Origin of the sequence: Nonomuraea sp. NPDC049152, from assembly GCF_040648355.1 — a bacterium.
In the GTDB taxonomy this organism is placed as follows: domain Bacteria; phylum Actinomycetota; class Actinomycetes; order Streptosporangiales; family Streptosporangiaceae; genus Nonomuraea.
Genome location: NZ_JBEZDO010000023.1, coordinates 66,596 through 91,920 on the forward strand (window position 1 = coordinate 66,596; position 25,325 = coordinate 91,920).

Below are 25,325 nucleotides of genomic sequence, written 5' to 3' on the forward strand. Positions count from 1 at the left end.
GGGGATCCATAACCAGATATGCCATTTCACATGGCAGTGAGGAGCGAAGTGGACAGGAAGCTGCTCACCGTGGCGCTGCTGGTCGTGGGCGTGACCGCCTGCGGCGGGCCGGGCGCCCCAGGCGCCGGGCCGACCGGCGGCCGCACCCTTCACGTGCTGTCCAGCATCGACCTGGAGCATCTCGACCCCGCCCGCAACTACGTCACCTCCGCGCAGGATGTCGGGCGGCTGATCTATCGCACGCTCACCACCTACACGGGCGCGCCGGGCGCGAAGGGCGCGGTGATCGTGCCCGACCTGGCCACCGATCTCGGCCGGTCATCGGACGGCGCCAAGACGTGGACCTTCACCCTCAAGCCAGGAGTGAAGTTCGAGGACGGCCGTCCCATCACCAGCAAGGACATCAAGTACGGCGTCGAGCGGACCTTCGCCCCCGAGCTCCCCGAAGGGCCGCCCTACGGGCGGATCTGGCTGGAGGGCGGCGAGGACTACAAGGGCCCGCTGAAGGGCGAGGAGCTCGACTCCATCCAGACCCCCGACGACCGGACGATCGTCTTCAGGCTCAACAGGCCGGTCGCCGACTTCGGCTCGGCGGTGTCACTGCCGATGTTCGCCCCTGTGCCCAAGGACAAGGAGGCGGGGGTCGCCTACGACAACAGGCCCTTCTCCTCGGGCCCCTACAAGATCGCGGCCTTCGAGCCGAAGAAGCGCGTCGAGTTGGTCCGCAACACCCACTGGGACGCCGCCACCGACACGGTGCGAACGGGCGCGCCCGACCGGATCGTGATCGATCTCAACCTCGATCCAGCCGTCGTCGACCAGCGGATGATCGCGGCCCAGGGCGCCGACGCCGACGCGGTGCAGTTCGAGCCAATCAGCGCCGCCTCGGTGGCGCGGGTGCTCGGCGACCCCGCGCTGAAGGGGCGCCTGGTCATCGGCGAGTCGACCAACACCCGCTTCCTGTCGCTCAACACCGGCAGGAAGCCGCTGTCGGACGTCCGCGTACGGCAGGCGCTCGCGCACGCACTGGACAAGGAGGCGCTGCGCACGACCAGGGGCGGCCCGATCGCGGGCGACGTGGCCACCACCATCCTCGGGCCCTCCGTCCCCGGCCACCGCGACGAGGACCCCTACCCCGCCGACCTCGCCAAGGCCAAGACGCTCCTGGCGTCGGCCGGCTACGCGGGCGGAGTGGACCTCACGCTCGACGCGCCGGCCACGCCAGGCGGCAAGGCGCAGGCCGAGGCCATCCAGGCCTCGCTCGGCAGAGCGGGCTTCAGGGTGAAGATCAACGAGATCAGCGGGTCGGCGTACTGGAGCACGGTCGGCACCCTGTCGCAGCAGCACGACGTGGTGATCGACGGCTGGACGCCCGACTGGACGGGCGCCTCCACCTTCCTGCCGAACATCCTCGACGGCCGGATGATCGTCAAACAGGGCAACCAGAACAGGGCGCGGTACGACCTCAAGGAGGTCAACGCCCGCTTCGACGAGATCGCCGCGATGCCCGACCCCGCGCTGGCGGCCACGGCCTACGGCGAGCTGGCGACGCGGATCATGGCGGACGCGCCGGTCGTGCCGTTCCTCTGGGACAAGGCGGCGGTCCTCGTCGGGCCCAACGTCGTCGGGGCCTACGGGCACGTCGGGTACGTGGGCAGAGTCGACCTGGCCACCATCGGACTGAAGGCCGCCCGATGAGGCCCGCCCCACGCGCGACGCCCCCTCCAGAGACGGCGGATCCAGAGACGGTGCCCGTCCCCGAGCCGGCCCGCGCGGTGGTCCCCGAAGGGAAGGACGCGGCGGATCGGGGCGCGCGCGGCCGAAGCGCGCGAGCGCGGGCGTTCGCCGGGCGGTTCGCGGGAAACAGACCCGCGCTGGCGGGAGCCGTGGTGATCGCCGTGCTGGTGACCATGGCGCTGGCCGCGCCGCTGGTCACCGCGCTCACCGGGCAGTCGCCCTACGCCTTCCACCCCGAGGCCGTCGACCCGGCCATGGGCGGCCTGCCGAGGGGCGGCTGGGGTGGCATCAGCGCCGAGCATCCGCTGGGCGTGGAGCCCGGCAGCGGGCGCGACGTCCTCGCCCGCGTCGTCTGGGGCGCGCGCGTCTCCCTGCTCATCTCCCTGCTGGCCACGCTGCTGTCCACGGCCATCGGCACCGTGCTCGGCCTCGTCGCGGGATTCACCGGCGGCTGGACCGACATGGCGATCGGCCGCCTCATGGACCTGCTCATGTCCTTCCCCAGCCTCATCTTCATGATCGCCCTCATGTCCGTCGCTCCCGACGGCAACCGCGAGCTGATGCTGGTCGCCGTGCTCGGCCTGTTCGGCTGGCCGTACGTCGGCAGGATCGTGCGGGGGCAGGCGATGGCGCTGGCAGGCAGGGAGTTCGTCGAGGCGGCCAGGGTCCTCGGCGCCTCCAGGAGGCAGATCCTCTTCCGCGAGATCCTGCCCAACCTCAGGGCGCCCGTCATGGTGGTGGCCACCCTGTCGATCCCCGGTTACATCGCCACGGAGGCGGGCCTGTCCTTCCTCGGGGTCGGGGTCCGCCCGCCGACGCCCTCGTGGGGGCAGATGATCGCCTCGGCCGTGCCCTGGTACGCCGCCGACCCGGTCTACTTCCTGGTCCCCGGCCTGTTCCTGCTGGCGGCCGTGCTGGCGTTCAACCTCGTGGGGGATGCCCTGTGATCGTCTACCTGGTCAAGCGGCTGGCCGCGGCGGCCGCGATCCTGCTGGTCGTCTGCGCGCTGACCTTCGCGATCTTCTACCTGGCGCCCGACGATCCGGCCCAGAAGGCCTGCGGCAAGGCGTGCACGCCCGAGCGGATCGAGGAGATCCGCGGCCAGCTCGGACTCGACCGGCCCGTCCCCGAGCAGTTCGCTCGCTACCTGGAGGGCATCGTCGCAGGGCGCAGCTACGGCGGCGTCCAGTGTCCCTTCCCCTGCCTGGGCTTCAGCTTCCAGACCAACGTGCCGGTCCAGGAACTGCTGGTCAGCCGCCTGCCGGTGAGCGCCTCGATCGCGGTCGGCGCCGCGGCCCTGTGGCTGCTGACAGGCGTGTCCGCGGGCGTGCTCGCCGCGCTCACGAAGGGCTCGTGGTGGGACAGGGCGGCGATGGCCGCCGCGCTCGGCGGCATCTCGGTGCCCATCTACCTGACCGCGCTCGTCCTGCAGTACGTGCTGGTCGTGGTGCTCGGCGTGCTGCCCTACCCGCGCGCGGTCGGCCTGCTGGAAGACCCGGTCGTCTGGCTGCAGTCGATGCTCATGCCATGGGTGGCGCTGGCCGCGCTGTACGCGGGCATGTACGCCCGTCTGTCGAGGACCGAGGTGATCGGCGCGCTCGGCCAGAACTTCGTCCGTACGGCACGCGCCAAGGGACTGCCCGAGGCGACGGTGGTCCGCAGGCACGCCCTGCGCCCGGCGCTCACGCCGATCGTGACGGTGTTCGGCATGGATCTCGGCGCCCTGCTCGGCGGCGCGCTCATCACCGAGTCGGTGTTCGGCCTGCCGGGCGTCGGCAAGCTCGCCGCCGACGCGATCAACAGCTCCGACCAGCCGGTGATCATCGGCGTGACGCTGTTCGCCGCGGGGTTCATCGTCGTGGCCAACGTCGTGGTCGATCTCCTCTACGCGGTGCTCGACCCCAGGATCAGGCTGGGGGCGGCATGAGCCTGCTCGAAGTGGAGGCCCTGACCGTGCGCTTCCCCGGCGTCACCGCCGTGGACGGCCTGTCGTTCGACCTCGACAAGGGACGCGTGCTCGGCCTGGTCGGCGAGTCGGGTTGCGGAAAGTCGGTGACCAGCCTGGCCGTCATGGGCCTGCTGCGCGACGCGGAGACCGAGGGCGGGATCAGGTTCGACGGCCAGGACCTGCTGGCCGGCCGGCCGAAGGCGGTGCGCAGGCTCAGGGGCGACAGGCTCGCCATGATCTTCCAGGACCCGCTGTCGTCGCTGAACCCCTACTACCCGGTCGGGTTCCAGATCGCCGAGGCCTACAAGGCGCACCGCCGAGCGGGCCGCGCGGCCGCCCGGGCGGTCGTGGTGCGCATGCTGGAACGCGTCGGGATCCCCGAGGCGGAGCGGCGCGCCCGCGACTACCCCCACCAGTTCTCCGGTGGGATGCGGCAGCGGGTGATGATCGCCATGGCGCTCTGCCTGGAACCCGAGCTGATCATCGCCGACGAGCCGACCACCGCGCTCGACGTGACCGTGCAGGCACAGATCCTCGCGCTGCTCGACGAGCTGCGCACGGAGTACGGCACCGCCGTGCTGCTCATCACCCATGACCTCGGGGTGGTGGCGGGGATGGCCGACGAGGTGCTCGTCATGCGCGAGGGGCGCGAGGTCGAGCGCGGCGAGGTCATGGAGCTGTTCGACCGGCCGCGCGAGCCGTACACCAGGCGGCTGCTGGCCGCCGTTCCGCGCGTCGACCGGCCCGTCCCCGACCGCCTTCCCGTGGAGGACTCATGACGCTGCTCGAGGTCGCAGGCCTGGTCAAGCGCTTCCCCCTACGCCATGCGCTGACCCGCCGCGTCACCGGCCACCTGACCGCCGTCGACGGGGTGTCCTTCCACGTACGGCAGGGCGAGACGCTCGGCCTGGTGGGGGAGTCGGGCTGTGGCAAGTCGACGACCGCTCGCCTGGTCACCCGCCTGTCCACCCCCACGCAGGGGCGCGTGTCGTTCGACGGTCACGACCTGACCGCGCTCGACGAGGAGGGGCTGCGCCCGATCCGCCGCGACCTTCAGATGATCTTCCAGGATCCGTTCTCCTCGCTGAACCCGCGCAAGACCGCGGGTCAGATCATCGAGGCGGCCTTCCGCTACCAGGGGCTGCGCCCCGCCGACGGGGAGATCGCCGAGCTGCTGGAACGCGTCGGCCTGCGCGCCGAGCACGCCGAGCGGCTGCCGCACCAGTTCTCCGGTGGACAGGCCCAGCGCGTCGGCATCGCCAGGGCCCTGGCCCTGCGGCCCAAGCTGGTGGTCTGCGACGAGCCCGTCTCCGCGCTGGACGTCTCGGTGCAGGCGCAGATCCTCAACCTGCTACGCGACCTGCAGGAGGACTACCGGCTCAGCTACGTCTTCATCGCGCACGACCTCGGCGCCGTCCGCCAGGTGTGCACCAGGATCGCGGTGATGTACCTCGGCACGATCGTCGAGATCGCCGAGCGGGACGAGCTGTTCGCGGGCCCCGCCCACCCCTACACCGCGGCCCTGCTGTCTGCGGTGCCGATTCCCGATCCTCGTGTCGAACGCGCCAGGCCCCGCGTGCTGCTCAAGGGGGACCTGCCCAGCCCCGCCGACCCACCGGGCGGCTGCCCGTTCCGCACGCGCTGCCCTCGCGCCCGCGAGCGCTGCGCGGCGGAGAAGCCGGTGCTCGACGGCCGCGTCGCCTGCCACTACCCGCTGGAGGGAACCGCTTGATCCTCATCGACCACCTCTTCGACGTGCCCCTCGACCACGACGATCCCGGCGGCGAGCGGATCGAGGTGTTCGCGAGGGAGGCCCGCGCGCCGGGCGGCGAGGGCCTGCCATGGCTGGTCTACCTGCAGGGTGGCCCGGGCGGCAGGTCGCCGCGTCCGCTCGCCGCCGACGGCTGGCTGGCCCGCGCGCTCAAGACCCACCGGGTGCTGCTGCTCGACCAGCGGGGTACGGGCAGGAGCGCGCCGGCCGACCTCGCGAGTCGCGACGCCCGCTACTTCTCCAGGCTGAGGGCCGACGCGATCGTGCGGGACTGCGAGCACATCAGACGTGCCATGGGTGTGGAGCGATGGGAGACGCTGGGCCAGAGCTACGGCGGATTCGTCACGCTGACCTACCTGTCCATGGCGCCGGAGGCGCTGAAGGCCTGTTACGTGGCGGGCGGGCTGCCGAGCGTGAGCGCGACGGCGGACGACGTCTACGCCCGCACCTACCCCCGCGTCCTGTCCAGGACGAGGCAGTTCTACCGCCGCCATCCCGCCGACGCCGAGCGGGTCCGCGCCATCCTCGACCGCCTGAGCGCGCGGGAGGTGCTGCTGCCCGACGGTGACAGGCTCACCCCGCACCGCTTCAGAACCCTCGGCCTCGGGCTCGGCATGGGGGCGGGGTTCGAGCGGCTGCACTGGCTCATCGAGGACGGCGAGCGCCTGTCCGACGACTTCCTCGACCAGGTGATGCGGGCCACCTCGTTCACCGCCAACCCGCTCTTCGCGCTCATGCAGGAGAGCATCTACGGCCAGGGCGGCAAGCCCACCGCCTGGGCCGCCGAGCGCGCCCTGGCCGACCACCCCAGCTTCGCGCCCGCCGCCGACTCGCTGCTGTTCACCGGCGAGATGATCTACCCCTGGATGTTCGACGAGATCCGCTCGCTGCGCCCCTACGCCCGCGCCGCCCACGAACTGGCCGCGATCGACGACTGGCCCCCGCTCTACGACGCCGAACGGCTGGCGGCCAACCGCGTCCCCGTCGCCGCGGTGGTCTACCACGACGACATGTACGTCGACGCGGGGCTGTCCCTGGAGACCGCCGAGACCGTGGGCAACGTGCGGGTCTGGGTGACCAACGAATGGCAGCACGACGGTCTGACCGCCTCGGGAGAGCGTGTGCTCGACCGCCTGATGAACCTCGCCCTGTGAAAGGAAAGGACCGCTCTTGACATCCTCCCCACGGATGAATCCGGGGGATTCCAAGCCTCACGGATTGGATCTTCCTGCTTCACAGGCGACTGCTCACACACACCCGAAGGTGGGCGACCGGTCCTACGTGGCCTCCACAGGCTTCACATCCCGCCAGCCCGGCGGTAGGCCCGGACAGGCCAGCTTGGTTATCACCAGCCCGTCCGAACACCTGAACCATACCAAGAGAGGGGTCGCTGTGATGCGGAACAGGAAAGGTCGCCGCACCGCTCGGGCCTTGACGGCCCTCCCGCGCTCCCGACGCCTCCCTAGGGCTGAAGCCCGGGGGTCTATTCGGGAGTCACCGATGAACCGCCTGCTGGCCCTGATGGTCGTCATGCTCGCCCTGGTGGCCGTCCCCACGCCCGCCCATGCCGACGGTCCCGCCGGGTGCGCGCTGCCGGGGCGCACGGGGTGGACAGACGAGGGGCATGACACCGACCCCGTCCAGTTCCTGCGCGCGACCGGCAGGATCAGAGCCGTGATGCTGTTCGTCGACTTCCCCGACGCTCCCGCTTCGGAGTCGACGCAGGAGTACTACGACGCGCTGGCGCCCGCCGGGCCGTACCTGTCGAAGGTCTCCAACGGCAGGGCGCGCCTCACGGTGACGCCCGTGCGCCGCTGGCTGCGGATGCCGCAGGACAGCACCACCTACGGATTCGACAGGGGCATCACCTACGAGCAGCACCAGCGCTACGTCGGGCAGGCGGTCGCCGCCGCCGACGCCGAGGTCGACTTCTCGCGCTACGACATCGTCTACATCGTCCCGAACAGGCAGGCGTCGGCGATCACCTTCTCGCCGACCTACCTATGGGATCCGGCCGACCCTGGAGTGGTGGCCGACGGGGCGCCGGTGCGGTGGGGTGTGACGTTCGGGCAGGACATGTGGAGGTGGGGCTACAAGGTGCTCGCGCACGAGACAGGGCACGCCTTCGGCCTGCCGGACCTCTACGCCTTCTCGGGGCCCGACTATCACCGCTTCGTCGGCGGCTGGGACGTCATGGGCCTGATCGGCGGTCCTTCGCCCGAGCCTTTCGCCTGGCACGCGTGGAAGCTCGGCTGGATCTCCGACGCGCAGGTGAGCTGCGCGACCCGCGGCGTCCACCGCCTCACGCCGGTCGAGGAGCGCGGCGGGCGCAAGCTCGTCGTGGTCAGGACCGGCGAGACCACCGCCTACGCCGTCGAGTACCGCAAGGGGAGCTCCTGCTCGGGCGGGGTAGTGATCTACAAGGTCGACTCGTCGACGGCGACGGGAGAGGGCCCGGTGCGCGTGATGGACGCCAGGCCGGGCGTACCGAGCGCGGGCTGTCACGCGCTGGACGACGCGGCCTACCCCGATGGCGGGCGCTTCACCGCCGACGGGGTGAGCATCACCGTGCGAGGCCAGTCGGTCGAGGTTCACAAACAGCTGAATATGTGACATATTACTGTTCGGAGGTGAGAGCGGACGATGTCCGACGTGATCGTCATCGGCGCCGGCGTCGTCGGCGCCGCGTGCGCCTACTACGCGGCCGCCGCGGGCATGGACGTTACCGTCCTCGACCGCGGCCCCGTAGCGGGCGGCACCACGGGTGCGGGCGAAGGCAACGTCCTGGTCTCCGACAAGGAGCCGGGACCCGAACTCGACCTGGCCCTGCTGTCCAACCGCCTGTGGCGGGAGCTGGCCGGGGACGGCGGGTTCGAGTTCGAGCCCAAGGGCGGCCTCGTCGTCGCCGAGACCGAGGAGATCCAGCGGCAGCTGGTCGCGCTGGCCGGCAAGCAGGGCGTGGAGCACGCCGTGGTCCCCGGCGGCGCGCTGCGCGACTACGAGCCGCACCTGGCCGCGGACCTCGCGGGGGGCGTCTTCTACCCGCAGGACGCCCAAGTGCAGCCCATGCTGGCCGCCGCCCAGCTCATCAGGCACGGCGCGGAGAGCTTCGGCCGCGGGACGCTGCGCCTGCGGACGGGCGTCAGCGTCACCGGCTTCCTCCGCGAAGGCGACAGGGTCACGGGCGTGCGCACCGACCACGGTGACATCATCGGCGGCGCGGTGGTCAACGCGGCGGGCACGTGGGGCGGGGAGATCGCCGCCATGGCGGGCGTCGAGCTGCCCGTCCTGCCCAGGCGTGGCTTCATCCTCGTCACCGAACCGCTCGCCGAGCCGCTGATCAGGCACAAGGTCTACACCGCCGCCTACGTGACGAACGTCGCGAGCGACTCTGCCGACCTGGAGACCTCCGCCGTGGTCGAGGGCACGCCCGCCGGCAGCGTGCTCATCGGGGCCAGCAGGGAGCGCGTCGGCTTCGACCGCACCACCTCGATCCCCGTGCTGCGCAGGCTTGCCGCCCAGGCGACCGCGCTCTTCCCCGTGCTGAGGGACAAGCGGGTGATCAGGTCCTACTGCGGCTTCAGGCCGTACTGCCCCGACCACCTGCCCGTCATCGGCGAGGACCCGCGCGTGCCCGGCCTGCTGCACGCCTGCGGGCACGAGGGCGCGGGCATCGGCCTGGCGCCCGCCACAGGACACCTGCTCGCCCAGGTGCTGGCGGGGGACCGCACCGACCTCGACCTCGCCCCGTTCAGCCCAGGGAGGTTCGCGTGAGCTTCGAGATCACCGTGGACGGCAGGCGGGTGACGGTCACCCCCGGGCAGTCCGTCGGCGCCGCCCTGCACGCGGCGGGAATCACCTCGTGGCGCACCACCAGGCACGGCGGCCGTCCGCGCGGCCTGTTCTGCGGGATCGGGGTGTGCTTCGACTGCCTCGTCACCGTCAACGGGCGCGACTCCCAGCGGGCCTGCCTGGTCGAGGCCATGCCAGGAGACGAGGTGACGACCTCATGACCCCCGAGACGGACTACGACGTCGTGGTGATCGGCGGCGGCCCCGCGGGCGTCGCGGGCGCGCTGAGCGCGGCCCAGACCGGCGCGCGCGTGGCACTGGTCGACGCGGGCTCGCGCCTGGGCGGCCAGTACTTCCGCCACCAGGCCGGCGGGCAGCCGTCCGGCCAGGGCGCCGACCGGTTCGTACGGCAGTGCCGCGCCATGGAGTCCAGGGCCGACGTGCTGCTCGGCCACAAGGTGTGGGCCGTCGAGCAGGACGACGACGGGTCCTTCACCGTCCACTGCGTGGAGGGGCGGGACGAGCGGCCCGTCGCCATCACCGGCCGCGCCCTGCTCATCGCCACGGGAGCGCACGACAGGCCGCTGCCGTTCCCCGGCTGGGATCTGCCGGGCGTCTTCACGGCCGGCGGCGCGCAGGCCCTGCTCAAGGGCAACGGCGTGCTGGCGGGACGGCGCGTGGTCGTCTCCGGCACCGGGCCCTTCCTGTTGCCCGTCGCCGCCGGGCTGGCGGGAGCGGGCGCCTCGGTCGCGGGCGTCTACGAGGCCAACGGCCTGTTCGGGCTGGCCAGGCATCCGCTCCTCGCCGCAGGCAAGACGGGCGAGGCCGTGGGGTACGGGGCCGCGCTGGCCAGGCGGCGCGTGCCGTACAGGACCCGTCACGCGGTGGTCGCCGCGCACGGCACCACCGCGGTCACGCACGTGACCGTGGCCCGCCTGGACCCCGCGTGGAAGATCCTGTCGACGCGCACCGTGGAGTGCGACGCGGTCGCGGCGGGCTACGGCTTCGTCCCGCAGATCGAGCTGGCCGTCCAACTGGGCTGCGCCACGGGTCACTCGCCCGACGGCAGCGCGGTCGTGGCGGTCGACGCGGCCCAGCGCACCACCGTCGCCCGCGTCTACGCGGCCGGCGAGCCGACAGGGGTCGGCGGCGCCGCCCTGTCGGAGCTGGAGGGCCGCGTCGCCGGCCTCACCATCGCCCACGACCTCGCCTTCCCCGGCGGCTCCACCGACCACGCGCCAGGGGTGCTGCTGAGACGCGCCGAACGCCTGCGGGCCTTCGCCGACGCGCTCCAGCAGGCCTATCCCGTCAAACCCGGCTGGCAGGACTGGCTGGCCGACGACACCCTCATCTGCCGCTGCGAGGAGGTGCCCATGGCCAGGGTCCGCGAGGCCCTGGCGCTGGGCGCGACCGACGCGCGGTCGGTCAAGCTGCTCGCCCGCCCGGGAATGGGCTGGTGCCAGGGCCGGATCTGCGGCTACGCCGTCTCCTGCCTGTCGGGCGAGCCGACCACCCCAGCCCCCCGCCGTCCCATTGCCCAGCCGATCACCCTCGGCTGTCTTGAGAGGATTGAAGATGAGCAACCGCGTTGAGCCGTGGCACGGGATCATGGTCGCGACGGCCCTCCCGCTGCGCGAGGACCTGTCGGTGGACTTCGACGGATTCGCCGAGCACTGCCGATGGCTGGTCGAGGAGGGCTGTGACGGCGTGGCCGTCAACGGCTCGCTCGGCGAGTACCAGACGCTCTCGGCAGAGGAACGTGCCAAGGCCGTCGAGACCGCCGTGGCGGCCATCGGCGGCCGCAACGTGATGCCGGGCATCGCCGCGTACGGCGCCGCCGAGTCGCGCCGCTGGGCCGAGCAGGCACGCGACGCCGGCTGTGAGAGCGTCATGCTGCTGCCGCCCAACGCCTACCGGGCCGACGAGCGGATCGTCATCGACCACTACACCGAGGTCGCCAAGGCGGGCCTGCCGATCGTCGCCTACAACAACCCCTACGACACCAAGGTCGACCTCACGCCCGCGGTGCTGGCGAGGCTGTTCGGCGAGGGCCTGATCGTCGGTGTGAAGGAGTTCACCGGCGACGTGCGGCGCGCCTACGAGATCGCCGAGCTCGCTCCCGGGCTCGACGTGCTCATCGGCTCCGACGACGTGGTGGTGGAGCTGGCGCTCGCGGGGGCGAAGGGATGGGTCGCCGGATACCCCAACGCGCTGCCCGCCGCCAGCGTCGCCCTCTACCGCGCCGCCATGGCCCACGACCTGGAGACCGCGCTGCCGCTCTACCGCCAGCTGCACCCGCTGCTCCGCTGGGACTCCAAGACCGAGTTCGTGCAGGCCATCAAGTTGTCCATGGACGTGGCGGGCCGGCACGGCGGCCCCTGCAGGGCGCCCAGGCTGCCGTTGAGCGATGAGCAGGCGGCGGTCGTCAGGGCCGCGACCGAGAAGGCGCTCGCCGAAGGCCTGCGATGAGAGGGACCACGCGATGAGGAAGGGTGGACGACCATGAGATCCAAGCGCGTCTTCCACGCCGTCGACTCCCACACCGAGGGTATGCCGACCAGGGTCGTCGTCGGCGGCGTCGGCGTCATCCCCGGCAACAGCATGGCCGAGCGCCGCCTGTACTTCCGCGAGCACTTCGACCACATCAAGCAGCTGCTCATGAACGAGCCGCGCGGCCACTCGGCGATGAGCGGGGCCATCCTGCAGCCGCCCACCAGGCCCGACGCGGACTGGGGCGTGCTGTTCATCGAGGTCTCCGGCTACCTGCCGATGTGCGGCCACGGCACGATCGGCGTGGCCACCGTGCTGGTGGAGACGGGGATGGTGGAGGTCGTCGAGCCGGTGACCACCGTCCGCCTCGAGGTGCCCGCCGGCCTGGTCGTCGTGGACGTGGCCGTGAAGGACGGCGCCGCCGAGTCGGTGACGCTGCGCAACGTGCCCGCCTACAGCGACAGGCTGGACGCGGTGGTGGAGGTGCCGGGCTTCGGCGAGGTCCGCTACGACCTGGCCTACGGCGGCAACTTCTACGCCATCGTGGACCTCGACTCCTACAAGCTGCCCTTCGACAGGGCCGCGAAGAACGAGATCCTGGCGGCGGGGCTGGCCACGATGGCGGCCATCAACGAGGCCGACGAGCCCGTGCACCGCGAGGACGACCGGATCAGGGGCTGCCATCACGTCTACTTCGCGGCGCCCGGCTCGACGGCCGAGCACTCCAGGCACGCGATGGCGATCTATCCCGGCTGGTTCGACAGGTCGCCGTGCGGGACCGGCACCAGCGCCAGGATGGCCCAGCTGCACGCCAGGGGCGAACTGGCCATGGACACCGACTTCGTCAACGAGTCGTTCATCGGCACGCGCTTCGTGGGGCGGCTGGTGGAGGAGACGAGCGTCGGCGGGTCGCCTGCCGTGGTGCCGACCATCACGGGCAGGGCGTGGGTCACGGGGACCGCGCAGTACTTTCTCGACCCTCGTGACCCGTTCCCCGAGGGCTTCATCCTCTGACGCGCCGGAGGCCGCGCCGCTCCCCGCCGGGGGAGCGGGCGGACCCGGGTGCGACCGCATGGCCCGGCGGGCGGTAGAGTCCGCCCGCCACCTCCGAACGCGGTGGGCGGACGAGCCCGTCCGCCGCCTTCAGATACGGCGGGCAGCCGTACGGCGATGGGGGTGTCTTGACCGGCTTAGAAACTTCGCAAATCAGACAGAACTCCGGGACGCCCGTCCCGGCCTATCTTGACGTTCCACCTGCGTGTTAGGACGCTAACGGTCTGGTCTCGGCGCTTGACCTGTCCCTGAGCACGTCGGTGTGATGTCACACATCACTCACGTGAGGAGAGTCTCATGCGCAAGACGCACGTCGTCTCCCTGGCCGCGGCCGCCATGATGCTGGCGGGTTGTGGACAGGGCCTCCTTGGCGATGGGGGCGGCTCCCAGCAGGACGCCAAGAGCCCCATCCGCCTGGGCATGCTCGTCCCGCAGTCGGGCAGCGAGGCCGCGATCGGCCCCTATATGACCAACGCGGCCCAGCTGGCCATCGACGAGATCAACGCCAAGGGCGGCGTCCTCGGCAGGCAGCTCCAGCTCAAGGCCGCCGACGACGCCTGCGACGCCCAGACGGCCGTCGCCGCCGCCAACAAGGTGGTCACCGAAGGCGTCGAGGTGTCCATCGGCGGATACTGCTCCGGCGCCACGCTGCCCACCCTGCCGGTGTTCGGCAAGGCGAACATACCGATGATCATCCCTGCGGCCAACTCGCAGGAACTGGTCGACCAGAAGCTCAAGCACGTCTTCCTGATCAACGGCACCGGCACCCAGCAGGCCGAGTCGGCCAGCAAGTGGATCGCCAAGCAGGGCGCCACCAAGGTCGCGCTCATGCACGACAACACCAGCTACTCCAAGGACATCGCGGTCCGCACCCAGCCGATGCTGGGCGACAAGGCGGTCATCACCGAGGCCGTCACGCCCAAGGAGAGCGACTACAGCGCCAACATCCACAACGTCCTGGAGAAGAAGCCCGACTTCGTCTACTGGACGGGCTACTTCCAGGAGGGCGGCCTGATCATCAGGCAGCTGCGCCAGGCGGGGTACAAGGGCTCGATCATGGTCGCCGACGGCTCGGTCTCCGCCAAGCTCGGCGAGATCGCGGGTCCCGAGGCCGACGGCGTCTTCGCCACCATGACCCCGATCCCCGACACGCTGCCCAACGCCAAGGGCTGGATCGACTCCTACACCAAGAAGTTCGGCTCGGCTCCCGGCCCGTACTCCAACCAGGCCTATGACGCCGTGCGGCTGGCCGCCGAGGCGATCACCAAGGCGGGCTCCACCGACGGCGCCAAGGTCATCTCGGCCCTGGAGGGGATCAACGGCTTCACGATGTTCTCCGGCCCGCTGAAGTTCACCCCCGAGCACACGCTTTCCACCGGCGGTTTCCAGATCCTGGTGTGGAAGGGTGACAAGTTCGCCCTACAGGACGCCCTGTCGTGATCGAGCGCAGCGAGGGAACCAGGAAACACAGCACCCTTCGGGTCATGAGACCGACGAAGGAGGTCTCATGACCCAGCTCGTCTGGAACGGCCTGTTCGTCGGCTCGTTCTACGCTCTGGTGGCGCTGGGCTACAGCATGGTCTACGGCATCATCAAGCTGCTCAACTTCGCTCACGGCGACCTGTACATGCTCGGCGCGTTCAGCGGCTTCGCCGTCCTGTCCGCGCTGGGCGGGGTCTCCACCGCGATGACGCTGCCCGTGCTGCTGGCCGTGCTGCTGCTGACCATGGTGAGCACCGGCCTGGCGGGCGTGGTCCTGGAGCGGGTGGCCTACCGCCCGCTGCGCGGCGCGCCCCGCCTGTCGCTGCTCATCACGGCCGTCGGCGCGTCCTTCGCCATCGAGTACGGCATGCGCATCGTCGCCGGCCCAGATCCCAAGGTCTACCCCGTACGGCTCAGCGGCACCGCACTCGAGGTGTTCGGCGCCCGGCTCACCCTGCAGCAGCTCGTGCTCATCGGCGTCGCCGTCGTCCTCATGGTCGGCCTCAACCTCCTGGTCACCAAGACCCGCGAGGGCAGGGCCATGCGGGCGATCGCCCTCGACCCGCGCACCAGCTCGCTGATGGGCATCGACGTCAACGCCGTCATCTCCAGGACCTTCTTCCTCGGCTCCGCGCTGGCGGGCGCCGCGGGCGTGATGGCCGGCGCCTACTACGGGAAGATCGACTTCCTGATGGGCTTCCTCATCGGGCTGAAGGCCTTCACCGCGGCGGTCATCGGCGGCATCGGCAACATCCCCGGCACCATGCTCGGCGGCCTCGTGCTCGGCCTCCTGGAGTCGTTCGGCACCTACTGGCTCGGCGGCGAGTGGCGGGACGTGTTCGCCTTCGGCGTGCTGATCCTGTTCCTGACCGTGAGACCGACGGGTCTGCTCGGCGAACGCGTGACGGAGCGGGTGTGAACGAGACCAAAGCCCCCGAAGCCCCTCGCAAGCTCGGCGCCAAGCGCCCGCAGACCAGGCTGTCCAAGCTGTTCGACAACCGCTGGGTCGGCCTGGCGGGCCTGCTGATCGCGCTGCTCGCGCCGTTCGTCAACGCCAGCAACTACGCGCTGTCCATCATGACCAGCGCGGCGATCTTCGCGATGCTCGCCTCGGGCCTGAACATCGTCGTCGGCTACACCGGCCTGCTCGACCTGGGATACGCGGCCTTCTTCGCCGTCGGCGCCTACACCAGCGGCGTCCTGTCGACCCGCTTCGACCTGCCGCTGCTGGTCACCGTGCCCGCCGTCATCGTGGTCACGGTCATCGCCGGGATCATCATCGGCGCGCCGACGCTGCGGCTGCGCAGCGACTACCTGGCCATCGTCACGCTGGGCTTCGGCGAGATCATCCGCATCACCGCCAACAACCTGCCCGTCACGGGCGGCCCCTCGGGCATCTACGGCATCCCGAGCCTGACCGACAGCCCGGTGACCTTCTACTACGTCACCGTGGTGATCGTCGCGATCGCCGTGATCGGCGCCTCGCGCCTGGGCAGGTCGCGACTGGGCAGGGCGATGCGCTTCGTGCGCGAGGACGAGGACGCCGCCGAGGCGACAGGCGTGCACACCTACCGGGTCAAGCTGGCCGCCTACATCGCGGGCGCGGTCTGGGGCGGCCTGGCGGGCGTGCTGTTCGCCGGCCACCTGTCGGCGATCTCGCCCAACAGCTTCACCTTCCTGCAGTCGGCGCTCGTCCTGATGGCCGTGGTGCTCGGCGGCATGGGCTCGGTGCCCGGCGTCGTCCTCGGCGCGATCGTCATCAGCCTGCTGCCCGAGCTGCTGCGCGGCGTGGCCGACTACCGGTACTTCGTCTTCGGCGTGCTGCTGATCATCGTGATGCTCGTCAGGCCGCAGGGCCTGTGGCCCGCCCGCTCGAAGGAGGCCCTCAAGTGACACTCCTCCAGGTGAGCGAGCTGCGCCTGACCTTCGGCGGCCTGGTGGCCATCGACGGGCTCAGCTTCTCGGTGAACGAGGCCGAGATCGTCTCGGTCATCGGCCCGAACGGCGCGGGCAAGACCTCCGCCTTCAACTGCGTGACCGGCTTCTACCGGCCCACGGCCGGCGCGATCACGTTCGACGGTCAGTCGCTGCTCGGCAAGCGGCCCTCGGCCGTGGCGGGGGCCGGCATCAGCCGTACCTTCCAGAACCTGCGGCTGTTCGGCGAGCTGTCGGTGCTCGACAACGTCCGCGCGGGCAGCCACCTGTGGCTGAAGCAGAGCGTCTTCGACGCGCTTCTGCACACCCCGCGCTACCGTCGCACCGAGCGCGAGTGCACCGACGAGGCCAACCACTGGCTCGACTTCGTCGGCCTGCGCGGCGACCGCTACTCGGAGGCCCGCAACCTGCCGTACGGCGAGCAGCGCCGCGTGGAGATCGCCCGCGCGCTGGCCCGCAAGCCGCGCCTGCTGCTGCTCGACGAGCCCGCCGCGGGACTCAACCACGCCGAGAAGGCCGAGATGCTCGACCTGATCAGGCGCATCCGCGACCTCGGCATCGCGATCGTGCTGATCGAGCACGACATGGGGCTGGTCATGCAGGTCTCCGAACGCATCGTGGTACTCAACTTCGGCAAGGAGATCGCCGACGGCCGCCCCGAAGAGGTGCGCCGCGACCCCGCCGTCATCGAGGCCTACCTGGGGAGCGACGCCCATGCTTGAGATCAGCGACCTCGACGTCCACTACGACGGCGTGCACGCGCTGCGCGGCCTGTCGCTGACCCTCGGCGCCGGCGAGATCGTCGCCCTGCTCGGCAACAACGGCGCGGGCAAGACGACGACGCTGTCGGCGATCTCGGGCCTGGTACGGCCCAGCGGCGGCAAGGTCGTCTTCGAGGACAAGGACATCACCGGCCTGGCCGCGCACAAGATCACCAGCCGCGGGCTCGTCCACTGCCCCGAGGGCCGCAGGATCTTCAGCACGCTGAGCGTGCACGACAACCTGCTGCTCGGCGGCTACCTCGTGCGCGACCAGGCCGAGGTCAGGAAGCGCATCGACCGCGTGTACGACCTGCTGCCCCGCCTGGCCGAGCGCCGCGCCCAGCAGGGCGGCACGCTGTCCGGCGGCGAGCAGCAGATGCTCGCCATCGGCCGCGCGCTGGTGACGGGCCCTCGCCTGCTGCTGCTCGACGAGCCGTCGATGGGCCTGGCGCCACTGGTCGTCGCCCAGGTGATGGAACTGATCGCCGACATCAACGCGTCGGGCACCGCCGTGCTGCTGGTGGAGCAGAACGCCTCCGCCGCGCTGAAGATCGCCCACCGGGGTTACGTGCTGGAGAGCGGCCAGGGGACCCTGTCGGGCACCGCCGACTCGCTGCGCTCCGACCCCCGCGTGGTCGAGGCCTACCTGGGAGGGGCATGATCCAGACGATCGACTACCACACCGGCGGCGAGCCGTTCAGGATCGTCGTCGGCGGGATCGGGGAGATCAAGGGATCGACCGTCCTTGAACGTCGCGCCGCCGCCTTCCAGAGCGAGGAGATCGACAGGGTGCGGCGGCTGCTGTGCCACGAGCCTCGCGGGCACGCCGACATGTACGGCTGCTTCCTGGTGCCGCCCGACTCGCCTGGCGCCGACCTGGGCGTGCTGTTCTGGCACAAGGACGGCTACTCCACCGCCTGCGGGCACGGGACGATCGCCCTGGGCGTGCACGCCGTCCAGGAGGGGCTGGTCGAGGCCGACCCCGACGGCACCACGGACGTCGTCATCGACGTGCCCTCCGGCAGGGTGACGGCCAGGGTGGCCATGAAGGGCGGCGAGATCACCTCGGTCACCTTCAGGAACGTCCCGTCCTACGTGATCGCGCGCGGGGTCCAGGTGGAAGGCGCCGACGTCGACGTGTCGTACGGCGGAGCCATCTACGCCTCGCTGCCCGCCTCCTCGCTGGGCCTCTCGGTGGCGCCCGAGCACCTGACGGAGCTGATCGCCCACGGGCGGCGGATCAAGGCCGCGCTCGCGGACCACCCAGCGGCGAGACACCCGTCGGACGAGCGGCTGTCGGGCATCTACGGCGTGATCTTCTACGACGATCTCGGGCCCGCCCACCAGCGCAACGTCACCGTCTTCGCCGACGGAGAGGTGGACAGGTCGCCGTGCGGCTCGGGCACCGCGGCCAGGCTGGCGCTGCTGGCCGAGGAACTGCCCGCAGGGTTCACGCTCACGCACGACAGCATCGTGGGCTCGTCGTTCCGCGCCTGGGTCGCCGAATCCACTCAGGAAGGCGTGATTCCGGAGATCGAGGGCATCGCCTACCGTACCGGGCGGCACAGCTTCGAACTCGATCCGCGCGACCCGATCGGAACGGGGTTCACGCTGCGATGAGCCGCCTGGCGATCATGTCGGTCGGGACCGGGTCCGCGCCTCCGGTCCCGATCGGCCCCGGTACGGGCGGAGCCGACCGGTGAGCGGCCTGCCGTACATCGAGGAGCTGGAGCGGCTGGTGCCGATGACGCGCGCCGTCGCCGTTCTGGAGGAGGCGCTGGTAGCGGGGTTCGACCCCGAGACCGCGCCCGCCCGCGCGGCTGTCCCCGCGGGCGGCGGAGAGTTCCTGCTCATGCCCGCCGCGGCCGGGCGGTACGCGGGCGTCAAGGTGGTGACCGTCGCGCCGGGCAACCCGGGGCGCGGGCTGCCCCGTATCCAGGGCACCTACCTGCTGTTCGACGGCGACACCATGGCGCCGCTCGCGGCCATGGACGGCCTTGCCCTCACCGCCCTGCGCACGCCCGCCGTCTCCGCCCTCGCGGTCAAGCACCTCGCCCCGCCAGAGGCTTCCAGCCTGCTGGTGTACGGGACGGGGCCGCAGGCGTGGGGCCACGTGCTGGCGCTGCGCGAGGTGCGCCCCGTGGAGAAGGTCACGGTCGTCGGCCGCGACCACGACAGGGCCGCCGCTCTCGCCCTCCGCTGCGCCGAACTCGGGCTCGCCGCCTCGGCCGCCGTGGGTGCGCCGCCGCCGGGCGCGCTGGTCCCGATCGAGGAGGCCGACCTGATCGCCTGCTGTACGACCTCCAGGAAGCCCCTGTTCCCCGGTAAGCTCACCGGCAACAACGTCACCGTGGCCGCCGTGGGTTCACACGAGCCCGACGCCAGAGAGATCGACGACGATCTCGTCGCCCGCGCCACCCTGGTCGTCGAGGCGAGGACGGCGGCGTTGTCCGAGGCTGGAGATGTGGTCCTTCCCTTGCGCGGCGGTACGATCACCAGTGGTCATCTCGCCGGCAACCTGGCCGACCTGGTCACCGGTCGCGTCACCGTGGGCGAGGGTCCGCGGGTCTTCAAGAGCGTCGGCATGGCGTGGGAGGACCTGGTGGTCGCGGCGGCCGCGTACGAGGCGTGGGCCCAGTGAACGGACGAAAGTAGGGAAGCCGGGATGGCTGCGGAGGAGAGGCTCGACCTTCCGGTGGTGGGCGAGCGGCAGAGCCTGCGCGAACAGGTCGCGCACGCGCTGCGCGCCGCGCTCGTCACCGGTGAGATGCGTCCGGGCGTGGTCTACTCCGCGCCCGTGCTCGCCGCCCAGTTCGGGGTCTCGGCCACGCCGGTCCGCGAGGCCATGCTCGACCTGGCCAAGGAGGGCCTGGTCGAGGCGGTGCGCAACAAGGGCTTCAGGGTGACCGAGCTGTCCGACCGCGACCTCGACGAGCTGACCGAGATCCGCCAGCTGATCGAGGTGCCCACGATCGCACGACTGGCCGACGCCTCCAGGGCCGAGGAGTTCGAGCGGCTCAGGCCCGTCGCCCAGCGGATCGTCGACGCCGCGGAGCGCGCGGACCTGCTCGCCTACATCGACGCCGACCTGCGCTTCCACGTCGAGCTGCTGGCGTTGTCGGGCAACGCGCACCTGGTGGAGGTGGTGCGCGACCTGCGCAACAGAGCCAGACTGTACGGCCTGTCACGGCTGTCGGAGCGCGGCATGCTGCCCGACTCCGCGCGCGAGCACCTGGCCCTGCTCGACGCGCTCAAGGCGGGCGACAGGGAGGCCGCCGAGCGCATCATGGGCGAGCACATCCACCACGTCCGCGACATCTGGGCGGAATAGCCCGGCAGGACCGCTCAGTGGGCGCGGCGGCGCGGTGGGTCACCGCGCCGCGCCGCCGTCAGGCCTTGCCGCCGGCCCGGGTGGCGCCCAGGCTGGCGGCGACGATGCAGATGATGGCCGCCCACTGCTGCACGTGCAGGATCTCGCCCAGCAGCACGACCCCGATGATCGCCGCCACGGCGGGCTCCAGGCTCATCAGGATGCCAAAGACGTGCGTGGGCATCCGCCGCAGCGCCTGCAGCTCGAGCGAGTAGGGGATCACCGACGACAGCAGGCCCACGCCGAGCCCGATGAGGATCAGCGAGGGCTGCAGGAGGTCGGCCCCGCCCGTCGTCACGCCCACGGGCGCGACGACCACGGCCGAGACGATCATCGCGAACGACAGCCCGGTGGTGCCGGGGAAGCGGCTGCCCGCGGCGGCCGACAGCAGGATGTAGGCCGCCCAGCAGGCCCCCGCCACCAGCGCGAAGCCGATGCCGAGCCAGCTGACCGAGGCCGACTCGTTCCACGGCGCGATGAGCGCGATGCCCGCCGCCGCCAGCACCGCCCACAGCAGGTCGAGGCGGCGGCGCGAGGCCGCGATCGCCACTCCGAGCGGCCCGAGGAACTCGATCGCGACCGCGATGCCGATCGGCAGCCTGGCCAGCGCCTCGTAGAACGACAGGTTCATCACCGCGAGCGTGACGCCGAAGCCGAGGCCCACCGCCCAGTCGCGCCATGACAGCCCCTTGAGCCTGGGCCGCGAGACCGCGCCCAGGATCAGCGCGCCCGTCACGATGCGCAGGAACACCACCGCCGACGGCGGCAACGCCGCGAACAGCTCCTTGGCGAAGCCCGCGCCCAGTTGCACCGAGACGATCCCCAGCATGACCAGCCCTGAGGGCGGCATCGAGTCGGCGGCCGTGCGCAGCAGGCCGCCGGTGCGCGGCAGGGCCGACTTGAGACGGCCGGCGGGCCCGTCGAGGGCGAAGGCGGTCAACAGGACTCCTCGGGGAGAAGGCGAACAGCAGGCCACGAGCCTACTCGGCGGCTACGACAACTCCTGGAGGCGGGAGGCCTACTCCCAGCGGAACGTCCTCGACGCCAGCCCCAGCGTGAGCGCCGCCCACACCACCAGCACCGCCACCGCGCCCAACGGCAGCGCCGCGCCGTCGGTCAGCACCGACCGCAGGCCGCCGGTCAGCGCCGAGATGGGCAGCAGCCCCAGCACGGGCTCCACCGCGTCGGGGAAGGCGCTCAGCGGGAACACCACGCCGCCGCAGCCAAGCAGCACGAGGTAGACCAGGTTGGCCCCGGCCAGCGTCGCCTCGGCACGCAGCAGGCCGGCCATCAGCAGCCCCAGCCCGCTGAAGGCGGCCGTGCCGAGCAGCACCAGCAGCACGCCCGCGGCGAGCGAGCCGTGCGGCCGCCAGCCGAGCAGCAGCGCCACCACCACGATGACCACGGCCTGCAGCAGCTCCACCGCGACGACGGCCGCGGTCTTGGCCAGCAGCAACCCCGCCCGCGACAGCGGGGTGGCGCCGAGCCGCTTCAGCACGCCGTAGCGGCGCTCGAAGCCCGTCGCGATCGCCTGCCCGGTGAAGGCCGTCGACATGACCGCGAGCGCGAGCACGCCGGGAGCCAGGAAGCCGACGCGCGAGCCCCCGCCGATGTCGACCAGCGGCGCCAGCGAGAAGCCGACCAGCAGCAGCACCGGAATGATCAGTGTGAGCAGCAGCTGCTCGCCGTTGCGCAGGATCGCCCTGGCCTCGGCGCCCGCCTGCGCGAGCACCATCCTGTGGAAGGCCGCGGCCCCCGGTGCGGGGGTGAAGTCGAGGGCGGTCATCGCAGCTCCCTGCCTGTCAGCTCGAGGAAGACGTCCTCCAGCGTCCTGCGCTCGATGGACAGGTCGTCGGCCATGACGCCCTCGGCCGCGCACCACGATGTCACCGTGGCCAGCAGCTCGGGCCCGACGTGCCCCTCGATGATGTAGTGGCCGGACGGCGACTCCTTGGCCGCCGAACCCGCCGGCAGCGCGCTCAGCAGCTCCTCGAGCGTCAGCCCCGGTCTGGCGCGGAAGCGCAGCTGCCGCTCGGCGCCGGTGAGCGAGGCGGGCGTCCCCTCCGCCACGACCCTGCCCCTGTCGATGATCACCACCCGGTCGGCCAGCCGCTCGGCCTCGTCCATGTAGTGGGTGGTCAGCACGACCGCCACCCCCGCCGCCCGAAGGTCCGCGACCAGCTCCCAGCAGGCCCGCCTGGCCTGGGGGTCGAGGCCCGCGGTCGGCTCGTCGAGGAAGACCAGCTCGGGCCTGCCGATCACGGCCCCGGCCAGCGAGAGCCGCTGCTGCTGGCCTCCCGACATCCTCCTGTACGGCGTGCGCGCGTGCTCGGCCAGGCCCAGCCGTACCAGGAGGGCCTGGGGGTCGAGCGGACAGGCGTGGAAGCGGGACATCAGCCTCAGCCACTCGCCGCACCGCATCGCCGGCGGCACGCCCCCCGCCTGCGGCATCACGCCCACCCTGGCCCGCAGTGAGGGGTCGGACGGCGCGCGGCCCAGCACCCGCACGGTGCCGCCGTCGGCGTCGCGGAAACCCTCGCAGATCTCGATGGTGGAGGTCTTGCCCGCGCCGTTGGGTCCCAGGATCGCGGTGACCGCGCCGCGCTCGGCGGCAAGGGTCAGCCCGTCGACGGCGGTGGTGCCGCCGTAGCGTTTGACCAGATCGATGACCTCGACGGCAGGGGAGCTCATGGCCACGAGTGTAGGGACCCCTACGCGCGGTCAGCGCGGCAGGCGGCGCCGACGACACTCACAGGCGACAAATAACTAAAAAGCCAGCCAACTGAAGGGCTGTGACCTTCGTCACGTGGTTGGGTGTGAACCGACAGGAGGTAGTGCAATGTCGGTTCGCAGTGGTTACGAGCCGGGCGTCCCGTGCTGGGTCGACCTTTCGACGCCCGACGTCCAGGCGGCGGTCCGCTTCTACGGTGAGATCCTCGGCTGGACGGCCGAGATGGTCGACGACCCGGCGGCGGGAGGCTATGGGCAGTTCGTCTACAACGGCAAGAAGGTCGCCGGCGTCGGCCCGATCATGGGGGAGGGGATGCCTCCCGTCTGGAACGTCTACGTCGCGACGGACGACGCCGCCACCGTGGCCGACCGCGCCAAGAACGCGGGCGGCACCGTCGTCGTCGAGCCCATGCAGGTCTTCGACGAGGGCACGATGGCCGTCTTCCAGGCCTCGGACGGCTCCTTCGTCTCGGTCTGGCAGGCCGGCAACCACACCGGCGCCGAGCTGGTCAACGAGCCGGGCGCGTTCTGCTGGAACGAGCTGGTCACCAAGGACCCTCAGACAGCCACGAGCTTCTACGGCACCGTCTTCCCCTGGACCCCCAGGGCCCAGCAGATGGACGGCATGACCTACACCGAGTGGCTGGCCGGCGACAAGAGCATCGCGGGCATGATCGAGATGTCGCCCAACTACCCGGAGGGCACCCCCTCCCACTGGACGACCTACTTCGCCGTGTCCGACCTCGACGCCACCATCGCCAAGGCCAGGTCGCTGGGCGCCACGGTGCTCGTCGACTCCATGGACGCCCCTCCCGGCCGGTTCGGGATGATCATGGACCCGCAGGGCGCCGTGCTCTCGCTCATCCAGCTCAACGAGAACGCGTGAAATTTAGACAAAAATCTGGGAATTCGGCGGACCGGATACTGGTTTGATCCCTCGGCCCTCGTGGGCCACGGCCTACGAGGGAGAGGGGTTCACGCATGTCCGTGGCAGAAGCCACACCTGTCGTCGCCAGGGGGAACCGCCGCGGACTCTTGCTGCTGATCCTGGGAGCGCTGTCGGCGATCGGCCCGCTCTCGATCGACATGTACCTGCCCGCGCTGCCCGCCATCACCTCCGAGATGTCCTCGGCGCCCGCGCAGGTCCAGCTCACGCTGACCGCCTGTCTCATCGGCGTCAGCCTCGGCCAGGTCCTCGCCGGCCCGCTGAGCGACGTCAGAGGGCGCAGGATCCCCCTCATCGCCGGCGTCGCCGGCTACATGCTGGCGTCGCTGCTGTGCGCCTTCGCGCCCTCCGTGGCCGCGCTCGTCGTGCTGCGCCTGGTGCAGGGCGTCATGGGCGGCGCCGCGCTGGTCATCGTCCGCGCGGTGGTCCGCGACCTCTACGAAGGCGCCGCCATCGCCCGCATCTTCGCCACCCTCATGCTGGTCAGCGGCCTCGCGCCGATCCTCGCGCCCATCGCGGGCGCCCAGCTGCTGTCCTTCACCTCCTGGCGCGGCATCTTCGTCGCGCTCAGCCTGGCAGGCGTGGTGCTGCTGCTGGCCGTCCTTCCCGGGGTCAGGGAGACGCTCCCGGCGGACAAGCGGGAGGGCGGCGGCCTCAGGAACACCGCCGCCACCTTCTGGCGGCTGCTCGGCGACCGCTCGTTCATGGCCTGCTCGCTGGCCGCGGGGCTGGCCTTCGCCGGCATGTTCGCCTACATCTCCGGCTCCCCCTTCGTGCTGCAGGAGGTCTACGGCGCCTCGCCGCAGCAGTTCTCGCTCGTCTTCGCGCTCAACGCCCTCGGCCTGACGGTCATGGCCCAGGTCGGCGGCAGGCTCTCGGGCCGCGTCTCGCCCGCCCGCCTGGTGCTGGGCGGCCTGTTCCTCAGCCTCGCGGGCGGCGTGCTGCTGGTCGTCGCCGCGACCATGGACCTCGGCCTGACCGGCGTGGTGGCCGCGCTGTTCGTCATCATGTGCGGCGCGGGACTGGTCCTGCCGGGCACCGGCGCTCTGGCGCTGGCGGGCCAGCCGCAGCAGGTGGCGGGAAGCGCCTCCGCGCTGCTCGGCGTCCTGCAGTTCGCGTTCGGCGCCGTCGCCGCGCCGCTCGTGGGCCTGGCCGGATCCGGCACGGCGGTGCCGATGGCCGTCGTCATGCTGGCGCTCATCGTCGCGTCCTTCCTGGTGTTCGCGATTCTGGGACGAGGACGTGTCTTCGCTTAGGTAAGCCTTGCCTGCGTGAGAAATTGCATTCTCATTCGTTTGAGATGAGGGAAGG

At 71.2% G+C, this 25,325-nt stretch carries 25 protein-coding genes; 22 read left to right on the forward strand and 3 right to left on the reverse strand.

Annotation, left to right across the window (positions count from 1 at the left end; genetic code table 11):
- Window positions 1-30 precede the first annotated feature (30 nt).
- The 20 genes from AB0B45_RS34310 to AB0B45_RS34405 all read left to right on the forward strand — a co-directional run bounded on the left by AB0B45_RS34310 (window position 31) and on the right by AB0B45_RS34405 (window position 20,299).
- Window positions 31-1,698, forward strand: a complete 1,668-nt coding sequence (locus AB0B45_RS34310; RefSeq protein WP_358139061.1) for an ABC transporter substrate-binding protein — start codon at window positions 31-33, stop codon at window positions 1,696-1,698.
- A gap of 50 nt (window positions 1,699-1,748) precedes the next feature.
- Window positions 1,749-2,684: an ABC transporter permease gene (locus tag AB0B45_RS34315; RefSeq protein ID WP_358139064.1), complete on the forward strand. Its 936-nt coding sequence runs from the start codon at window positions 1,749-1,751 to the stop codon at window positions 2,682-2,684.
- Window positions 2,681-3,664 carry an ABC transporter permease gene (locus AB0B45_RS34320; RefSeq protein ID WP_358139067.1) on the forward strand — a complete coding sequence of 328 codons (984 nt, stop codon included), beginning with the start codon at window positions 2,681-2,683 and terminating at the stop codon, window positions 3,662-3,664. The genes AB0B45_RS34315 and AB0B45_RS34320 overlap by 4 nt, the downstream gene beginning before the upstream one ends.
- Entirely contained in the window at window positions 3,661-4,464 is an 804-nt protein-coding gene (locus AB0B45_RS34325) for an ABC transporter ATP-binding protein (protein ID WP_358139069.1), read from the forward strand. Before AB0B45_RS34320 ends, AB0B45_RS34325 begins: the two co-directional genes overlap by 4 nt.
- Window positions 4,461-5,417 carry an ABC transporter ATP-binding protein gene (locus tag AB0B45_RS34330; protein ID WP_358139072.1) on the forward strand — a complete coding sequence of 319 codons (957 nt, stop codon included), beginning with the start codon at window positions 4,461-4,463 and terminating at the stop codon, window positions 5,415-5,417. Before AB0B45_RS34325 ends, AB0B45_RS34330 begins: the two co-directional genes overlap by 4 nt.
- On the forward strand, window positions 5,414-6,610 hold the full coding sequence (locus AB0B45_RS34335) for an alpha/beta fold hydrolase (RefSeq protein WP_358139075.1): 1,197 nt from the start codon (window positions 5,414-5,416) through the stop codon (window positions 6,608-6,610). Before AB0B45_RS34330 ends, AB0B45_RS34335 begins: the two co-directional genes overlap by 4 nt.
- Window positions 6,611-6,956: 346 nt before the next feature.
- The gene (locus AB0B45_RS34340) at window positions 6,957-8,069 is read left to right on the forward strand and encodes a M6 family metalloprotease domain-containing protein (protein ID WP_358139077.1); all 1,113 of its coding nucleotides are present in this window, start codon (window positions 6,957-6,959) and stop codon (window positions 8,067-8,069) included.
- Between the two features lie 30 nt (window positions 8,070-8,099).
- Complete coding sequence (locus AB0B45_RS34345; RefSeq protein WP_358139079.1) at window positions 8,100-9,230, forward strand: FAD-binding oxidoreductase; 1,131 nt, start codon at window positions 8,100-8,102, stop codon at window positions 9,228-9,230.
- A complete protein-coding gene (locus AB0B45_RS34350) occupies window positions 9,227-9,469 on the forward strand; it encodes a (2Fe-2S)-binding protein (RefSeq protein WP_358139082.1) in 243 nt (80 codons plus the stop codon). Before AB0B45_RS34345 ends, AB0B45_RS34350 begins: the two co-directional genes overlap by 4 nt.
- The gene (locus tag AB0B45_RS34355) at window positions 9,466-10,839 is read left to right on the forward strand and encodes an NAD(P)/FAD-dependent oxidoreductase (protein ID WP_358139085.1); all 1,374 of its coding nucleotides are present in this window, start codon (window positions 9,466-9,468) and stop codon (window positions 10,837-10,839) included. The genes AB0B45_RS34350 and AB0B45_RS34355 overlap by 4 nt, the downstream gene beginning before the upstream one ends.
- Window positions 10,823-11,716, forward strand: a complete 894-nt coding sequence (locus AB0B45_RS34360) for a dihydrodipicolinate synthase family protein (RefSeq protein ID WP_358139087.1) — start codon at window positions 10,823-10,825, stop codon at window positions 11,714-11,716. The genes AB0B45_RS34355 and AB0B45_RS34360 overlap by 17 nt, the downstream gene beginning before the upstream one ends.
- 33 nt (window positions 11,717-11,749) lie before the next feature.
- Window positions 11,750-12,751, forward strand: coding sequence for a proline racemase family protein (locus AB0B45_RS34365; RefSeq protein WP_358139089.1), 1,002 nt, complete (start codon window positions 11,750-11,752; stop codon window positions 12,749-12,751).
- 336 nt (window positions 12,752-13,087) lie between these two features.
- Window positions 13,088-14,230, forward strand: coding sequence for a branched-chain amino acid ABC transporter substrate-binding protein (locus AB0B45_RS34370; RefSeq protein ID WP_358139091.1), 1,143 nt, complete (start codon window positions 13,088-13,090; stop codon window positions 14,228-14,230).
- A 67-nt stretch (window positions 14,231-14,297) separates the two neighbouring features.
- The gene (locus AB0B45_RS34375; protein ID WP_358139094.1) at window positions 14,298-15,191 is read left to right on the forward strand and encodes a branched-chain amino acid ABC transporter permease; all 894 of its coding nucleotides are present in this window, start codon (window positions 14,298-14,300) and stop codon (window positions 15,189-15,191) included.
- Complete coding sequence (locus tag AB0B45_RS34380) at window positions 15,188-16,165, forward strand: branched-chain amino acid ABC transporter permease (RefSeq protein WP_358139097.1); 978 nt, start codon at window positions 15,188-15,190, stop codon at window positions 16,163-16,165. Before AB0B45_RS34375 ends, AB0B45_RS34380 begins: the two co-directional genes overlap by 4 nt.
- Window positions 16,162-16,929: an ABC transporter ATP-binding protein gene (locus tag AB0B45_RS34385; RefSeq protein ID WP_358139099.1), complete on the forward strand. Its 768-nt coding sequence runs from the start codon at window positions 16,162-16,164 to the stop codon at window positions 16,927-16,929. Before AB0B45_RS34380 ends, AB0B45_RS34385 begins: the two co-directional genes overlap by 4 nt.
- Window positions 16,922-17,629 (forward strand): ABC transporter ATP-binding protein, encoded by a 708-nt coding sequence (locus AB0B45_RS34390; protein ID WP_358139102.1) that lies wholly within the window; start codon window positions 16,922-16,924, stop codon window positions 17,627-17,629. Before AB0B45_RS34385 ends, AB0B45_RS34390 begins: the two co-directional genes overlap by 8 nt.
- Window positions 17,626-18,588, forward strand: coding sequence for a proline racemase family protein (locus AB0B45_RS34395; RefSeq protein WP_358139104.1), 963 nt, complete (start codon window positions 17,626-17,628; stop codon window positions 18,586-18,588). Before AB0B45_RS34390 ends, AB0B45_RS34395 begins: the two co-directional genes overlap by 4 nt.
- Window positions 18,589-18,667: 79 nt before the next feature.
- The gene (locus AB0B45_RS34400; RefSeq protein WP_358139107.1) at window positions 18,668-19,609 is read left to right on the forward strand and encodes an ornithine cyclodeaminase family protein; all 942 of its coding nucleotides are present in this window, start codon (window positions 18,668-18,670) and stop codon (window positions 19,607-19,609) included.
- 24 nt (window positions 19,610-19,633) lie between these two features.
- Window positions 19,634-20,299, forward strand: a complete 666-nt coding sequence (locus tag AB0B45_RS34405) for a GntR family transcriptional regulator (RefSeq protein WP_358139110.1) — start codon at window positions 19,634-19,636, stop codon at window positions 20,297-20,299.
- Window positions 20,300-20,357: 58 nt separating this feature from the next.
- On the opposite strand, the gene AB0B45_RS34410 is transcribed toward AB0B45_RS34405, so the two are convergent.
- The 3 genes from AB0B45_RS34410 to AB0B45_RS34420 all read right to left on the reverse strand — a co-directional run bounded on the left by AB0B45_RS34410 (window position 20,358) and on the right by AB0B45_RS34420 (window position 23,029).
- Entirely contained in the window at window positions 20,358-21,278 is a 921-nt protein-coding gene (locus tag AB0B45_RS34410; protein WP_358139112.1) for an EamA family transporter, read from the reverse strand.
- Window positions 21,279-21,356: 78 nt separating this feature from the next.
- A complete protein-coding gene (locus AB0B45_RS34415) occupies window positions 21,357-22,124 on the reverse strand; it encodes an ABC transporter permease (RefSeq protein WP_358139115.1) in 768 nt (255 codons plus the stop codon).
- Window positions 22,121-23,029: an ABC transporter ATP-binding protein gene (locus AB0B45_RS34420; protein ID WP_358139118.1), complete on the reverse strand. Its 909-nt coding sequence runs from the start codon at window positions 23,027-23,029 to the stop codon at window positions 22,121-22,123. The genes AB0B45_RS34415 and AB0B45_RS34420 overlap by 4 nt, the downstream gene beginning before the upstream one ends.
- 148 nt (window positions 23,030-23,177) lie before the next feature.
- Here AB0B45_RS34420 and AB0B45_RS34425 point away from each other — a divergent pair, with 148 nt between their 5' ends.
- Entirely contained in the window at window positions 23,178-23,954 is a 777-nt protein-coding gene (locus AB0B45_RS34425; RefSeq protein WP_358139121.1) for a VOC family protein, read from the forward strand.
- Window positions 23,955-24,049: 95 nt separating this feature from the next.
- The gene (locus AB0B45_RS34430) at window positions 24,050-25,270 is read left to right on the forward strand and encodes a multidrug effflux MFS transporter (RefSeq protein ID WP_358139123.1); all 1,221 of its coding nucleotides are present in this window, start codon (window positions 24,050-24,052) and stop codon (window positions 25,268-25,270) included.
- Window positions 25,271-25,325: the final 55 nt, after the last annotated feature.

Bases quoted from the DNA above. Each gene is read 5' to 3' on its own strand.
- AB0B45_RS34310 (WP_358139061.1), top strand. From the start codon at position 31: ATGGCAGTGAGGAGCGAAGTGGACAGGAAGCTGCTCACCGTGGCGCTG.
- AB0B45_RS34325 (WP_358139069.1), top strand. From the start codon at position 3,661: ATGAGCCTGCTCGAAGTGGAGGCCCTGACCGTGCGCTTCCCCGGCGTC.
- AB0B45_RS34330 (WP_358139072.1), top strand. From the start codon at position 4,461: ATGACGCTGCTCGAGGTCGCAGGCCTGGTCAAGCGCTTCCCCCTACGC.
- AB0B45_RS34340 (WP_358139077.1), top strand. From the start codon at position 6,957: ATGAACCGCCTGCTGGCCCTGATGGTCGTCATGCTCGCCCTGGTGGCC.
- AB0B45_RS34345 (WP_358139079.1), top strand. From the start codon at position 8,100: ATGTCCGACGTGATCGTCATCGGCGCCGGCGTCGTCGGCGCCGCGTGC.
- AB0B45_RS34355 (WP_358139085.1), top strand. From the start codon at position 9,466: ATGACCCCCGAGACGGACTACGACGTCGTGGTGATCGGCGGCGGCCCC.
- AB0B45_RS34360 (WP_358139087.1), top strand. From the start codon at position 10,823: ATGAGCAACCGCGTTGAGCCGTGGCACGGGATCATGGTCGCGACGGCC.
- AB0B45_RS34365 (WP_358139089.1), top strand. From the start codon at position 11,750: ATGAGATCCAAGCGCGTCTTCCACGCCGTCGACTCCCACACCGAGGGT.
- AB0B45_RS34370 (WP_358139091.1), top strand. From the start codon at position 13,088: ATGCGCAAGACGCACGTCGTCTCCCTGGCCGCGGCCGCCATGATGCTG.
- AB0B45_RS34375 (WP_358139094.1), top strand. From the start codon at position 14,298: ATGACCCAGCTCGTCTGGAACGGCCTGTTCGTCGGCTCGTTCTACGCT.
- AB0B45_RS34390 (WP_358139102.1), top strand. From the start codon at position 16,922: ATGCTTGAGATCAGCGACCTCGACGTCCACTACGACGGCGTGCACGCG.
- AB0B45_RS34395 (WP_358139104.1), top strand. From the start codon at position 17,626: ATGATCCAGACGATCGACTACCACACCGGCGGCGAGCCGTTCAGGATC.
- AB0B45_RS34405 (WP_358139110.1), top strand. From the start codon at position 19,634: ATGGCTGCGGAGGAGAGGCTCGACCTTCCGGTGGTGGGCGAGCGGCAG.
- AB0B45_RS34415 (WP_358139115.1), bottom strand. From the start codon at position 22,124: ATGACCGCCCTCGACTTCACCCCCGCACCGGGGGCCGCGGCCTTCCAC.
- AB0B45_RS34420 (WP_358139118.1), bottom strand. From the start codon at position 23,029: ATGAGCTCCCCTGCCGTCGAGGTCATCGATCTGGTCAAACGCTACGGC.
- AB0B45_RS34425 (WP_358139121.1), top strand. From the start codon at position 23,178: ATGTCGGTTCGCAGTGGTTACGAGCCGGGCGTCCCGTGCTGGGTCGAC.
- AB0B45_RS34430 (WP_358139123.1), top strand. From the start codon at position 24,050: ATGTCCGTGGCAGAAGCCACACCTGTCGTCGCCAGGGGGAACCGCCGC.